This is a genomic window from Devosia enhydra (assembly GCF_900119845.1).
GTDB lineage: Bacteria > Pseudomonadota > Alphaproteobacteria > Rhizobiales > Devosiaceae > FPKU01.
This window is the reverse complement of record NZ_FPKU01000002.1, coordinates 288,300-302,071: the sequence shown is the minus strand read 5'-3', so window position 1 is coordinate 302,071 and position 13,772 is coordinate 288,300. Positions and strand designations below refer to the sequence as shown.

Annotated in this window: 14 protein-coding genes; 10 read left to right on the top strand and 4 right to left on the bottom strand. The window is 67.1% G+C overall.

The features are described 5' to 3' along the window. Nucleotides 1-157: 157 nt before the first annotated feature. From BT183_RS10585 to BT183_RS10555, 7 genes are read left to right on the top strand one after another with little or no spacing between them, the layout of a single operon-like run. The gene (locus BT183_RS10585; RefSeq protein WP_072342543.1) at nucleotides 158-1,066 is read left to right on the top strand and encodes a PfkB family carbohydrate kinase; all 909 of its coding nucleotides are present in this window, start codon (nucleotides 158-160) and stop codon (nucleotides 1,064-1,066) included. Beyond that, entirely contained in the window at nucleotides 1,063-2,112 is a 1,050-nt protein-coding gene (locus tag BT183_RS10580) for a tagatose 1,6-diphosphate aldolase (protein WP_072342540.1), read from the top strand. Before BT183_RS10585 ends, BT183_RS10580 begins: the two co-directional genes overlap by 4 nt. A 34-nt stretch (nucleotides 2,113-2,146) precedes the next feature. After that, nucleotides 2,147-2,818, top strand: coding sequence for an amino acid ABC transporter permease (locus tag BT183_RS10575; protein WP_072344584.1), 672 nt, complete (start codon nucleotides 2,147-2,149; stop codon nucleotides 2,816-2,818). Nucleotides 2,819-2,821: 3 nt separating this feature from the next. Beyond that, nucleotides 2,822-3,466, top strand: a complete 645-nt coding sequence (locus tag BT183_RS10570; RefSeq protein ID WP_072342537.1) for an amino acid ABC transporter permease — start codon at nucleotides 2,822-2,824, stop codon at nucleotides 3,464-3,466. Between the two features lie 27 nt (nucleotides 3,467-3,493). Beyond that, a complete protein-coding gene (locus BT183_RS10565) occupies nucleotides 3,494-4,285 on the top strand; it encodes a transporter substrate-binding domain-containing protein (RefSeq protein WP_072342534.1) in 792 nt (263 codons plus the stop codon). Nucleotides 4,286-4,342: 57 nt separating this feature from the next. Further along, complete coding sequence (fba, locus tag BT183_RS10560; RefSeq protein WP_072342531.1) at nucleotides 4,343-5,365, top strand: class II fructose-bisphosphate aldolase; 1,023 nt, start codon at nucleotides 4,343-4,345, stop codon at nucleotides 5,363-5,365. A 38-nt stretch (nucleotides 5,366-5,403) separates the two neighbouring features. Further along, entirely contained in the window at nucleotides 5,404-6,150 is a 747-nt protein-coding gene (locus tag BT183_RS10555; RefSeq protein ID WP_072342529.1) for an amino acid ABC transporter ATP-binding protein, read from the top strand. 17 nt (nucleotides 6,151-6,167) lie between these two features. Here the strand turns inward: BT183_RS10555 and BT183_RS10550 are convergent, their stop codons facing one another. The 3 genes from BT183_RS10550 to BT183_RS10540 all read right to left on the bottom strand — a co-directional run bounded on the left by BT183_RS10550 (nucleotide 6,168) and on the right by BT183_RS10540 (nucleotide 8,896). Beyond that, nucleotides 6,168-6,917, bottom strand: a complete 750-nt coding sequence (locus BT183_RS10550) for a FadR/GntR family transcriptional regulator (protein ID WP_072344583.1) — start codon at nucleotides 6,915-6,917, stop codon at nucleotides 6,168-6,170. Nucleotides 6,918-7,013: 96 nt separating this feature from the next. After that, nucleotides 7,014-8,000 (bottom strand): helix-turn-helix transcriptional regulator, encoded by a 987-nt coding sequence (locus tag BT183_RS10545; protein ID WP_072342527.1) that lies wholly within the window; start codon nucleotides 7,998-8,000, stop codon nucleotides 7,014-7,016. Nucleotides 8,001-8,005: 5 nt separating this feature from the next. Further along, complete coding sequence (locus BT183_RS10540) at nucleotides 8,006-8,896, bottom strand: lipase family protein (protein ID WP_084603446.1); 891 nt, start codon at nucleotides 8,894-8,896, stop codon at nucleotides 8,006-8,008. 212 nt (nucleotides 8,897-9,108) lie between these two features. Between BT183_RS10540 and BT183_RS10535 the strand changes: the two genes are divergently transcribed. From BT183_RS10535 to BT183_RS10525, 3 genes are all read left to right on the top strand, one after another. Beyond that, nucleotides 9,109-10,128 carry an SH3 domain-containing protein gene (locus BT183_RS10535; protein WP_072342521.1) on the top strand — a complete coding sequence of 340 codons (1,020 nt, stop codon included), beginning with the start codon at nucleotides 9,109-9,111 and terminating at the stop codon, nucleotides 10,126-10,128. Nucleotides 10,129-10,132: 4 nt separating this feature from the next. Beyond that, complete coding sequence (locus tag BT183_RS10530) at nucleotides 10,133-10,888, top strand: hypothetical protein (protein WP_072342518.1); 756 nt, start codon at nucleotides 10,133-10,135, stop codon at nucleotides 10,886-10,888. A 73-nt stretch (nucleotides 10,889-10,961) separates the two neighbouring features. Further along, nucleotides 10,962-12,938, top strand: coding sequence for an alpha/beta fold hydrolase (locus BT183_RS10525; protein ID WP_072342515.1), 1,977 nt, complete (start codon nucleotides 10,962-10,964; stop codon nucleotides 12,936-12,938). Nucleotides 12,939-12,999: 61 nt separating this feature from the next. Here the strand turns inward: BT183_RS10525 and BT183_RS10520 are convergent, their stop codons facing one another. Beyond that, the gene (locus BT183_RS10520; protein ID WP_072342510.1) at nucleotides 13,000-13,671 is read right to left on the bottom strand and encodes a hypothetical protein; all 672 of its coding nucleotides are present in this window, start codon (nucleotides 13,669-13,671) and stop codon (nucleotides 13,000-13,002) included. Nucleotides 13,672-13,772: the final 101 nt, after the last annotated feature.

Here is a 13,772-nt window from a genome sequence, read left to right as displayed (position 1 = left end):
AAAGATTGACTACATGTCAAGCGAGCGGTAAGCCTCCTGCCAGAGATCAACCAGGCCGGGCCGAACCGGCGGAGGATGCATCGCGACGAGGCGCGGCCCGCGTTTCTTTTGAAGCGCGGCGGACCGGTGCCCCGATCGGCGGGCAAAGAGGACTGTGATGGCGCGCAGCCGTATCGTGACCTTGGGCAACGCCTTTCTCGACACGATCGTCTATCTGCCCGAATTGCCCTCGGCGCCGATCAAGCTGCGTGCGCTCGATGTGCGCCGGACAGGTGGCGGCATTGCCGCGACGGCGGCCTACACCATCTCGGCGCTCGGCGCCGACACCATCTATTGGGGCCGGCTCGGTCAGGACGATACCGGCGACCAGATCCTCTCACGGCTCGGGGCGGCGGGGGTCGAGACGGGCGCCGTGCGCCGCGTGCCTGGCGGGGTCAGCCCCATCGGCACCATTCTCGTCTCCCCCGATGGCGACCGCATGGCCTTCGGCTTCATCGGGCGCAATCTGGGTGACGACGCCGACTGGCTGCCGCTGCACGAACTCGACGGCGTCGATGCGGTGATGGCCGATTACAGCTGGGCCGAAGGCGCGGCGGCCGTCTTCGGTGCGGCGCGCGAGCGCGGCATCGTCTCGGTGCTCGATGCCGATGTGGGTGACATGGACGCGGTGCGCCGGCTGCTCGACCTGCCCGACCATGTGGTGTTCTCGGCGGCCTGCCTCGCGCGGCTCGCGGGAACGTCCGATATCGCGGCAGGGCTGCGGCATGCGCGCGGGCTCTGCCGCGGGGTCGTCGCCGTCACCGATGGCGAGCACGGCTTTTTCTGGCTCGAGGGCGATGAGGTGCGCAACGTGCCGGCCTTCCCGGTCAAGGCCATCGACACCAACGGGGCGGGTGACATCTTCCACGGCGCCTATACGCTGGGGCTGGCCGAGGGGCTTGACGTGGAAGGCGCGGCGCGCTTTGCCAGCGCCACGGCCGCGCTCAAATGCGCCGCCGGCAGCGGCTGGGAGAGCATTCCCGACCGCGCCGCCGTCAGCGCCCTGCTCGAGGGCGGGCGGCCATGAACATCACGCCGGGCAAGCTCTGGGGCCTGCGCCGCCTCGCCGATGACGCGGGACGCTTCAAGATGCTGGCGATGGACCAGACCGGCCCCATCGTCAATCCGATCAAGGCGGCGCGCGGGCTCGACCATGCCCCCTATGCCGATGTGGCCTCTGTCAAGCGCCTGCTCGGCAAGCATCTTTCGGCCAAGGCCTCGGCCGTGCTGATCGATCCGCCGCTGGGTTATGCGGCCGCAATCGACGGGCTCTCGCCGCGCGGCGGCCTTCTGGTCGCGACCGAATGGGCGACGTGGGAAGTGACCGAGACCGGGCGCAGATCGCGCAACATTCCGGGCTGGGACCCCGCCGTCATCCGCCGGATCGGGGGCGATGCGGTCAAGGTCAATCTCTGGTATCGCCGCGATGCGAGCCCGGAGGTCAGGGCCCATCAGATCGCCTATGTCGAAAGCGTCAAGGCCGCCTGCGCGCAAAACGACATCGCCTTCGTGCTCGAATTCCTCGTCTATCCGTTTCCAGGGGAGACGGCCGACGCCTTCGCGGCGCGCCGGGCCGACCTGGCCCTCGAGGCGCTGTCGGACCCCGATGTCATGGACCCCGAAGGCGTCGAGCTCTACAAGCTCGAACCTCCGGTGGATGTCGCCGATGTGCCCGATCCCGACGGGCCGGATGCTGCTGCGGTTCAAGCAAGGTTCGACCGGCTGGCGCGGGGCATCGGCCGGCCCTGGGTGCTGTTGAGCGGCGGCGCGGCGCCCGATGATTTCCTGCGGCTCCTGACCTATGCCTATCGCTCGGGCGCCAGCGGCTATCTTGCCGGCCGCGCCATCTGGGCCGAGGCGTTCCGGCGCTTCCCCGATCTCGCCGCCATGGAGGCCGAACTCGCTGCCAGCGCCCCGCGCATCATGGACAGGCTCAACGCCCTGACCGACCGGCTGGCACACCCCTGGCCGACGCATCCGGCCTGGGACGACGGGGTGGTGATGGTGCCCTCGGGCGAGGAATTCGCCCCCGCCTATGGCCGGCTCGCCGCAGCGGGCGTGGCACGCCCATGACCGCGCTGGCCGACATGGGCGCGGAGGCCTGCCGATGAACCCGCTCGATTTTTCGGGCGTGTTCTCGCGCGCCGACCGGCTCGTCGATGGCGTCTGGCTGACGGCGCAGATTTCGCTCGCCGCGATGGTGTTCGCGCTCGCCATCGGGGTGCTTGCCGCCGTGCTCAGCCTCAGCGGCAACCGCCTCTTGCGCCTGCCCGTCTTCGCCTATGTCGAGGTGATCCGGAACACGCCCTTCATCGTGCAGGTCTTCCTCATCTATTTCGGCCTGCCGGCCCTGGGCCTGAGGCTCGATCCGGTCAGCGCCGCCATCCTCGCCATGTCGATCTATGGCGGGGCCTATACCAGCGAGATCATCCGGGCCGGCATCCAGTCGATCAACAGGGGGCAGATCGAGGCGGGCCGGGCGCTGGGCATGTCGCCCCTCACCATCTTCCGCCATGTGGTGCTGAAGCCGGCGCTGGCTTCGGTGTTTCCTTCGCTCGTTGCCCAGTTCATCCTGCTGCTTTTGTCCTCGAGCGTCGTCTCGGCCATTTCGGTGGCCGAACTGACGAGCGTGGGCAACGACATCCAGGGCCTCACCCTGCGCAACATGGAGGTCTATCTCATCATCGCCCTCATCTATGTGGCGCTGGTGGCCGCGCTCAAGGGCGGCATGACGGTGCTGGAACGCCTGCTGTTTCCCTTCAAGTTCCTGAGGCGCTGAACCATGTTCCAGCAATTCAGCCTCAACCACGTCTACTTCATGCTCACCGGCCTCGGCTGGACCATCGGGCTCGCGGCCATCGCGCTCATCGGCGGCTCGATCGCCGGCTCGGTGCTGACGCTGATGCGCGTTTCGGCCAACCCGGTGCTGAGCCGCATCGCGCAGGTCTATATCTTCGTGGTGCAGGGCACCCCGCTGCTGGTGACGCTGTTCATCGCCTATTTCGGCTCGACCTATCTGGGGTTCACCGTGGCGCCGCTGACGGCGATCGCGGTCGCCTTCTCGTTCTATGCCGCGGCGTTCCTGGGCGATATCTGGCGCGGCGCCATCCAGTCGGTGCCCGTGGGGCAGCGCGAAGGCGCCCATGCGCTGGGGCTGAGCGGCGCCGATACCATGCGCCACATCATCATCCCGCAGGCGATCCGCATCGCGACGCCCCCGACGGTGGGGTTCTTCGTGCAGCTGATCAAGAACACCTCGCTCGCCTCGGTGGTGGGCATCGTGGAGCTGACCCGCACCGCCCAGATCGTCAGCAATGCCACCTTCAAGCCGCTCGAAGTCTATCTCACGGCGGCCCTGTTCTACTTTCTCGTCTGCTTTCCCATCACGCTCTTTAGCCGACGCCTCGAAAAGCGGCTGAGCGTCTAGCTCATCACACATGGAGGAGAACCTAAGATGATGCGTTTCGTAAAAGGCCTCGTGCTGGCCGCCGCGGCAACCGCCGCGCTCTCATCGGCCACCCTGGCCCAGGCCACCAACACGCTCGACGAGATCGTGCAGCGCGGCAAGATCGTGGTCGGCATCTCGCTCTCGACCCCGCCCTATGGCATGACCGACGCCAACCTGCAGCCGGCCGGCTTCGACGTGGCCATCGCCAACCTGATCGCCCGCGATCTGGGCGTCGAGCTCGAAATCCTCGACCAGGTCTCGCAGGCGCGCATCCCCAACCTCACCAGCAACAAGGTGGATATCGTCATCTCCTCGCTCGGCATCACCGCCGAACGCGCCAAGGCGATCATGTACACCAACGCCATCTATGTCGATGAGCAGATGATCATCGCGCCCACCAGCGCTGCCATCGCCTCTCTTGAGGACCTCGTGGGCAAGCGGGTCGGCGTGACGCGCTCGACCACCAACGACACCATCATCACCGACAAGGCCATCGAAGGCACCAACATCCAGCGCTTCGAGGATGATGCGGCCACCAACCAGGCCCTGTTCTCGGGCCAGGTCGATGCCATCGTCTCGGGCGTCGCCGCGGCCAACGCCATCAACAAGGAAACCGACCAGTTCCAGCGCAAGTTCGCCGTCCGCCAGTCCCCGATGGGCATCGGCGTGCGTCGCGGCGATTTCGACCTGCATCAGTGGCTCAACACCGAGATCATGCTGCTGTGGAACTCGGGCGAGATCCAGGCGGCCCAGCAGGAATGGCTCGGCATCGTCAACGAAGAACTGCCGCGCTTCTGATCCCTCATCGGCCCCGCGCGATGACGCGGGGTCTCCCCCTTCCGGAAGGCCTCTTTCATGTCCCGCATCACCCTCCGCCAGCTCCTCGATCACGCCGCCGAGCACCAGTATGGCGTCCCTGCCTTCAGCGTCACGAGCATGGAGCAGATGCTGGCCGTGATGGCCGCCGCCGATGCGGTGGATGCCCCGGTGATCCTGCAGGTGGGCACCAAGGCCCGGGCCTATGCCGGCGACATCATGATCGAGCACCTGTTCGCGGCGCTCGAAAAGCAGTTTCCCCATATCCCCATGGTCGTGCACCAGGACCATGGCAACAGCGAAGCCACCTGCGCCACGGCGCTCCAGCATAAATTCACCTCCGTGATGATGGATGGCTCCCTGCTCGAGGATGGCAAGAGCCCGTCCGACTATGACTACAATGTCCGCGTCACCGGCAGCGTCTCGCGCATGGCCCACTGGATGGGCGCATCGGTGGAAGGCGAGATCGGCGTCCTCGGCAAGCTCGAAAGCCGCAATGACGAGCGCATGCTGACCGATCCCGACCAGGCGGTGGACTTCGTGCGCGCCACCCATGTGGATGCGCTGGCCATCGCCATGGGCACCTCGCATGGCGCCTACAAGTTCAGCCGCAAGCCCGATGGCGACGTGCTGGCCATGGATCGGCTCGAGGAAATCCACCGCCGCCTGCCCGAGACCCATCTCGTCATGCACGGCTCGTCCTCGGTGCCCCAGGAACTCCAGGACATCATGAACCGCTATGGCGCTGACATCAAACAGACCTGGGGCGTGCCGATCGAGGAAATCCAGCGCGGCATCAAGCATGGCGTGCGCAAGGTCAATATCGATACTGACAACCGCATGGCGCTGGTCGGGCAGATCCGCCGGGTACTGCACGAGGACCCCAAGGAATTCGACATCCGCAACATGATGAAGCCGGGCATGGATGCGATCACCAGGCTCTGCCGCCAGCGGCTCGAGGAATTCGGCACCGCTGGGCACGCCGGAAAGATCAAGGTCATTCCCATGGCCGACATGGCAAAGCGCTACCAGTCGGGCGCGCTCGACCCCAAGATCCGCTGATCGCGGGCGATCCGCCCCGGGCGCAGGAGGAGACGATCATGGCCGACATCGACGATACCGTGGTCGAGGCCCGCAAGGTCTGCAAGTTCTTCGGAAAATTCCAGGCGCTCGCGGATGTGGACCTCAAGGTCAGCAAGGGCGAGACCATCGTGGTCTGCGGGCCCTCGGGCTCGGGCAAGTCGACGCTGATCCGCTGCATCAACGCGCTCGAACAGCATCAGTCGGGCGACCTCGTGGTCTGCGGCATTCCGCTCTCTGGCACGCGCGCCTCGATCGATGCGGTGCGGCGGCGCACCGGCATGGTGTTCCAGAACTTCAACCTCTTCCCGCACATGACGGTGATCGAAAACTGCATGATCGCGCCAATGAAGGTGAAGGGGATGTCGAGGGACGAGGCGCGTGCCACCGCCGAGCGGTTCTTGAAGCGCGTGCACATTCCCGAGCAGGCCGACAAATACCCCATCCAGCTCTCGGGCGGCCAGCAGCAGCGCGTCGCCATCGCCCGGGCGCTCTCGATGAGCCCCGACGTGATGCTGTTCGACGAGCCGACCTCGGCGCTCGACCCCGAAATGGTGCGCGAAGTGCTCGACACCATGGTCGAACTCGCCCAGGGCGGGGCGACGATGATCTGCGTCACCCATGAGATGAACTTCGCCCGCCAGGTGGCCGACCGGGTGATCTTCATGGATCGCGGGGCGATCATCGAGGCGGGAGAGCCGGAGGCGTTCTTTTCGGCGCCGCGCAGCGAGCGGGCGAGGGAATTCCTCGCGCAGATCCTGCACTAAGGCCGCGCGGTACAGCCTCAGCGCTGCGGGCCGCCGCCCAGCGCCTGGCTGGCTTCGAGATGCTGCGCATCGAGCAGCGCGGCGCGGGCCTGCAGCAGATGGTATTTCATGTAGCTGGCCGAGGCCTCGCCATCGCCCGCGGCAATGGCATCGAGCACGCGGGTGTGCTCCTCAATGATGCGCAGCCTGCGGCCGGCTGAGCGTCCGCGCGCCAGTTCGAGCCCGATATTCATCGTCTGGGTCACCGGCGCGCGCAGATCGTTGAGCAGCGCCCCGAAGAAATCATTGCCCGCCGCCTCGGCAATGGCCTCGTGGAAGGCGATGTCCTGCGCCTGGCCCAGCTCCCCGGCGGCGATCGCCACGCGCAATTCCTCGATGGCCGTGCGCGCCCGCTCGATATCGGCGCGGGTGCGGCGCTCGGCGGCGAGCCGGGCTGCTTCGGTCTCGAGCACGATGCGCGGCTCGAAGGCCCGGAGATACCACGAGAGTTCAGAAGAATCGGCAAGCTCTGTCAGCCGCGTCGAGGGCTTCTTGGACACGAAGGTGCCGATGCCCCGGCGCGACTGCACCAGCCCGTCGCTGCCCAGGCGCAACAGCGCCTCGCGTACCACCGGCCGCGACACCCCGAAGCGCAGCGAGAGCTCGGCCTCCGACGGCAGTTTGTCCCCGGCATTGTGCTGGCCCGAGCTGATCTCGGTGAGGATCTGCCCGTAGACGATATCCGCAAGTCGCTCTTTTCGGGCGGGCGTAAGAGCAAAGGGCGACATGGTTTCTTCCATCTTCGAGTGATGGCGCAAAACTACCATTCAACCCTCGGCTCCGCCACACTTGCCGGCCATCCGCCCTGTCGGGCGGTGTGGGGTTCAGGCGAGCCGGCGGCTGCGCAGCAGGGTCTGGCGCGGCCATTCGCCGAATGCCACGCGGTAGGCATGGGCGAAGCGGCCCAGATGGGTGAAGCCGGCTTCGAGCGCGACGCCGGTGACATCGAGGCCGGGCGCGCCGCTCAGCAGCCTCTGCCGGGCGGAACGCAGGCGGAAGCGGTGCAGCATCTGCCGGGGCGAGATGCCGCGCCGGGCCTGGAACATCATCTGCAGCAGCCGCGGGCCGATGCCCAGTTCGCCGGCAAGGGCGGTGATCGACAGCGGTTCGGCGAGCCGCTCCTCCATCATCGCCTCTACCCGGCTGACCCTCGCCTCGGCCGAAGGATCGGCGGCATGCGCTTCGTCGGGCTCCGGATCCAAGAGCAGGCCGAGAATGTCGAGCAACTGCCCTTCGACATGACCCAGCCGCCGCGAATCGATCCGTTGGGCCTCAGCCTCCATCAGCTCGCCCAGGATCAGGGGCAGGCGCGCAACGAGCCCTCCCGCCGCCATGAGCGTTGCGAACCGCCCGGCAAAGGGCACGGCCCGGTCGCTCCTGGCATGAAGGGTTTGCGCAAGGAACGGGATCGGGATCATCAGCAGCGCGGCCTCGAAGCCCTGGGCGCTGTCGGCAATCGCGGTGGTGCGTCGGGCGCCGGTGCCTACGGCCAGAAGCGTTCCGGGCCTCGTGTCCCAGAAGCGCCCGCGCGTCTCCACCGCGATCAGCCCGCGCAGGGGCAGCAAGAGGCTGAAATGATCCTGTTCGACGAGGCTGATCTCGTGGCCGGTGGACCGGACGCGGCCGAGCCGCAAGCCATGGCGCGGCAGCATGGCCGTCGTGCTCTGCATGCGCCCGCCGCCGCCGGCGAAATCGAAACCGTTGGTCTGCGAGAACAGCACCGACGAAAAGGGGCGCGGCGCCTCCCCGGTGGTGGCTTCATGGCTGCGGGTGTGGACCAGATGCGGGCTCGAGCTGCCGTGCACGGCCATCCGCTTCACGCCAGCCGCGTGAGATAGGGCACCGGGCGCGCCCCGGCGACCTTGGCCGCCAGCCGCGCGACATAGGTGGCAGAGCTGTGGGCGGCGATGTCGAGCCCGTGGTGCTGGCGCCAGATTTCGCCGATCGACAGGCGGTTGGCGTCCTGATGGGTCAGGTAGACATAGTCCGGCCCGTCATGGAGAATGACCTCCTCCCCGAAATGCTCGAAGGGGAAGGTGGGCACCATCGAGACGAAATCATCGGCATTGACCACCCGCGTGATCGGCAGGCGGGAGAGGGCCGCAACGCCGCTGGCATTGGTGACGCGGGGCTGGCCGAACGTGGTGGTGCGCACGAGGTTGTAGCCATCCTCGGCCATATAAAGCGAGAGCACGGCGGCAACGCCCGCGCCCATCGAATAGCCTATGAGATGGGTGCGGTGGGCCTTGTCGAGGCGGGGCTTGAGGTCCTCATAGACGGCAAGCGCCGCATCCTCGAAACCGCGATGCAGCGGAATGCCGTAGCGCGCCTCGGGCTTGAGGAAGATGTCGAAATCCTCGAGCCAGTCAGTGAGGGAGCGCGAACCCGGCATCGAGACATATTGGGTGCGCGCACTGTCGTTGCGCTCGAGGACATAGGTCACATCCACCGACCTGACCGTCGCCACATGTCGCGTATCGGGCCAGTTGCGCCGGATGGTGGCTTCGTCGCGCGCCGCATCGTCGGCCCGCCGCGCGGCCAGATGCAGGGGGCGAAAATCGAGGGAGGCCTGGTCGACGCGGTTGCCCAGCGCCTGCAACTCGACCCCGCTCAGCGACGCGCAGCCGGCAATCGGGGTGGCCAAAAGGCCGGCCAGGACCTGTCGTCGCCCGATGAGCCCCGGAAAAGCTGAAGACTTCGAAGACATGTAAACGCGCTCGCTGAGATGCGTTCTGCTTAGCACGGTGGCATTCAGCGAGCCATGACACGCCGACAATTTGAACGATCACTGATTTCGCATTGTGGATAGTTGCAGGCCGCGCCGCATGCGATGATGAGACCGACGACAGGCGCATCCCGGCGATCGTCGTCTTGACAGGACAAGGCCGGAGCCGGCGCATCCTTGCAGTGGAGAGCATTATGTTTGCAGGCTTTCATCCCTTGAGGGCGCTCATCGCCGCGGCGGCGCTCGCCATGGCCGTGATCGCGGCGCCCATCGGCGCCTCGGCCCAGGAACGGTCTGTCGAGGTCCGGTTTCCGCGCGGCGCCAGCGGCACGACGATCACCGACACCATCGTCGGCAACCAGGCGGTCAATTACCGCATCGGGGTTTCGGCCGGCCAGAAGATGAGCGTCAACCTCGATGTCGACAATGCCAGCGCCTATTTCAACATCACTGCGCCCGGCGCTTCGGCGGCGCTCTATAACGGCTCGATCTCGGGCAATGGCACGAGCGTCGATATCCCCTCGAGCGGCACCTATGTCATCACCGTCTATCTGATGCGCAATGCGGCCCGCCGCAACGAGCGCGCCAATTACAGCCTGACGCTCTATGTCGAAGGGAGGGCCGCGGCCGCCCCGGCCCCGCTTCCCTCCCACGCAGCCAACCCCACCGGCCCGAGCCAGTGGGTGGTGCAGGGGCTCAATGGCGGCACGCTCAATGTGCGCTCGAGCGCATCGACCACCGGCGCCGTCGTGGGCAAGCTGGTCGATGGCGACCGGGCCGACAATCTGGGCTGCCAGGCCGGCAGCGACCAGCAATGGTGCCGCATCCATACCAGCTGGGGCCTGACCGGCTGGGTCGCGGCGCGCTACCTGCACGAGGATTTCCCCCAGGCGGCCCAGCGCCCGAGCCGCCCGCCGCCGCAGCGGCCGGTGGCGCCTCCGGCCGTGACGCTCCCCTCCTACCCCCTCTATCCCCAGCAGGTGGGGCCGGCGGCGCCCGTGCGTCCGGGCATGACGACCGCCGAGATGTCGCGCTATTGCGCCGGCGAAGCCTCGGCGCGCTTCAGCGTCCGTCCGCAGGACATCACCACCAACGCCGCGTTCCAGAGCGGCGGCAACTATGTGGTGCAGGGGTGGTTCGACCGCGGCGGCAGCTCGACCTTCTTTAATTGCTGGTTCGATATCGACGGCAATTTCTCCTACATTCAGGGCTGATGCGATGGCGATGGGACGTTTCCGCAGGGCAGGTCTGCCCGGCTTGCTGGCCCTCTGGCTGGCGGTGCCGCTGGGCATGACGCCGACGGCCGGGCTCGCCCAGGCGGATCTGGGCGTGCTGAGCTTCGTTGCGGGCGCCAACAGCACGGAGATCTCGGGCACGATCGCAGGCGATGGCTATGCCAGCGTCTTCATCGATGCGGCGGCGGGGCAGGTGCTCTCGGTCTCGCTCGCCTCGCCGAGCGCCTCGGTCAATTTCAATGTCCTGCCCGAGGGCAATCCCGAGGCGATTTACATCGGATCGATCTACGGTCCCGACTATGTGGGGCGGATTGCCGAGGCGGGGCGCTATGAAATCCGCGTCTACCAGCTGGGTGCGGCGTCCTCCGAGGGGCGGGAGGCGAGCTTCTCGCTGGCGATCGGGCTCAATGCCGTAACGCTGCCTGAACAGGAGGATGCGCTGGTTGAAGGCACCGACTTTCATGCCACGGGCGCGCTGACCTGCCGCTTCGAAGCCAGCCCGGATGCGAGCGATTGCGCTTTCGGGGTCAGGCGGCTGGGCGGCGGCACGGCAAGCCTTTTCATCACGCTTCCCAGCGGGTTCGTGCGCCAGCTCGACTTTGCCAGCGATGGCGCCGTGACCGCTCCGTCGGCCGCGCTCGCCCTGTCGGCGACGCGCGATGGCGATGAAACCATCGTCACGCTGGGCGCGGACGCGGAAATCTACACTGTGCCGGACGTCGTCATCTCCGGCGACTGAAAGCCTGCGCCCGGCGCACTGAACCACCACCCAACCGCAGGGGCGCGACGCCCAAGGCTCAAGGATTTCGGCGATGGACTACGTGCATCTGATGGCCCTGATCGCGTCGCTGGCCGGCAATCCCGCCCCCACCGGCTTTGCCGAGCTGCGGGCCCTGGCCGCCGCGTCCGGTTCGGCGCTGGCCCTGCATGCCTGTGTGCAACCGATCGGCTATGACGAGATCGAAGGCGAGACTGTGCTCTGCGGCACGCTAACGGTGCCGGAAAACCACGATTTGCCGGGCGGGCGCGCCCTCGGCCTCGAATTTGCGGTGCTCAAGGCCAAGACGCGGTTTCCCGAGGCCGATCCGCTGGTTCACCTCCATGGCGGGCCCGGTGGCGGGGTGGTCGACCAGCTCGCCGGTTATGCGCAGATCTTCGATGCGTGGCGGCAGACGCGCGACATCGTGCTCTTTGACCAGCGCTCGGCCGGCCTTTCGGACAGCTCTGTCGCCTGTGCGCAAGCACTGTCCGCATATGCGCCGGCCATCATGGGCGTGCCGACGGAGGCCGGCGACGGCGAATCCAACGCCATCCGCGACTGCCTCGGCGAGCTCGAGGCTGCCGGCGTCGACCTCAAGAGCTACAACACGCTGCAGAATGCCTACGACGTCCGGACGCTGGTGCAGGGGCTGGGCTATTCGCGCTACAATCTCTACGGCATCTCCTATGGCACCAAGCTGGCGCTCGAGGTGATGCGATCGGCCTCGGAAGGCCTGCGGGCCGTCATCATCGATGGGGTGGTGCCCATGCAGGTGGCCGCCTACGACACGGTGGCCGTGCCCGCCGACGAGGCGGTGGCGCTGCTGGTGGCGCAGTGCAAGGCCGATGCGGCCTGCGACGCGGCCTATCCCGATCTCGGCGGCGTCATCACCGAGCTGCTCGACAAGGCGGTGGCCGGAACCCTGACCAAGGACGGCGCCGCGATCCCGCCCGAGGCGATCGTGCAGCCGATCATCGCGCGCAACGGCCAGCGCGGGCTCTCGAGCCTCACGCCCTATCTCCCGGCCTATGTCTACGAGATCTACCGGGGCAAGGAGACCCCGACCATCGACATGCTGTCGGCCGCCAATTTCCAGTTGCCCGCGCCCGGACCCGAGCTGCCGACGGCGGCGGCCAAGGCGCTCTCGCCCGGCCAGCAGAAACTGGCAGCGGCGGTGATCGCCGATCTCGGCGCGCAGATCGCGGCGACCGGGGCCCTGCAGCAATCGGTGTGGGACCTGGAGGCCATGGTGCGCGCCGACCGCTTCGGGCCCATCGTCGAGCTCTTTGATCGCGAGCTGAGCGCGGCGACGGTCGCGCTGCTCACGGCCGATCCGGCGACGGGGCGGGCGCAGGGCTCGGCGATGATCGTCGACTATGTCGGCCTCTTGGCCGGCGCGCCCAGTCGCGACGCATTGCTGGGCTTTGTCGACCGCCATTTCGAGGGCGAGCCGCGCGATCGGCTGCGCGCACTGGTGGAAGCCATGCGCCAGAGCGAGATCGAAGGATCGTTCGCGCTGATCGGCACGAGTTCGCGGCAGGCCGAGGCCGGGTTCCTGCGCGGCCAGCACCTGTCGATCTATGCCTGCCAGGAGGATATTCCCTTCAATTCGCCCGAAGGCGTCGCCGCCGTCAACGCGACGCTGGACTATCCCGGTCTTGCTGAGGTCTATGCCTCGGCCACGGCCGGGCTCTTTGCGATCTGCCAGTTCTACACCCCGTCGCCGCGCGCGGGCGACCATGTGGCCGTGGTCAGCGACATTCCGACCCTCGCCATCGGCAGTGCCTGGGATACGCAGACGGCCATGAGCTGGGCCGCCACGGCGGTGGAGACCCTGCCCAACGGCCAGTCCTTCGTTGTTCCCGAAGCCGGGCACGGCGCGCTGATCTACCAGCGCTGCGCCGTCGAGATGGGCGTTGCCTTCATCAACGATCCGGCGCGACGGCTCGAGGATGTGTGCGGGCCCGCCCTCAAGCCCAGCTTCTACATGGCACCCTGGGTTGAAGCGGACAGGGCGCCGGGCTCCTGATCGCCCGCGAGTTTTCACCGGTCCTTGAAACGGCACGAAGCGCCTGCGCCTTGAAGACGGCTTAGCCCGGCGCGGGCTGGCTCAGGGCCAGGCTGGTCAGCAACCCCAATGCGATCACCAGTATCGCCGATGCGATGATCGAAAGGATGGCGGTCGATACCGCGCGCAGATGCGAGGTCTTGTACTCCCTGCGGAACCACAGCGCCTGCACCACGACATACCAGCCGAGCCCGGCCAGAAGCGTCACGAGCCCCGGCATGACCTGCCGCGCTGCCAGCAGTTGCAGGCTTGCGGTTATGGCGATGACAAAGGGGATGGCCGCATAGCACTGGCCGTAAAACACCGGCCGCAGCGTCTTGCGCATCAGCCGCGCCTTCATCAGGCGCAGCTGGGCCACCGACAGCAGCAGCGGAAAGAGCCCGAAGGCGACGGCCCGGAAGACCAGCAGGTTGCGGTCATCGGCAAGCGGGCCGGGCAGAGCCGGCGCGTTCGCGCCGACGATCCAGCGCTCGGTCAGATGCAGCAGCACGAGGGTGATGAGCAGGCAGATCGGCGGGCTCAGCGCATCGTCATACTGGTCCTCGACCGCGTCGCGCAGCTCGCGCTCGGCATAGGCCATCATGTGCAAAGGCCGCAACGCGATGCGCACCACGGTCAGGGGATAGAACACCAGCCAGGTGACGATCTCGTAGAGGAGCTCCTCGATCGACTTGAGCAACCGCATGAAGTCCATGGGCTCACCTCCAGGGTGCGAGCTTTGGCGGTTTGCCGAGGCGCGTCAAGTCCTTAAGCCTGGTTGATGGGGGCGGGGAGGGGGCGGGCCAGCGCGTGGCA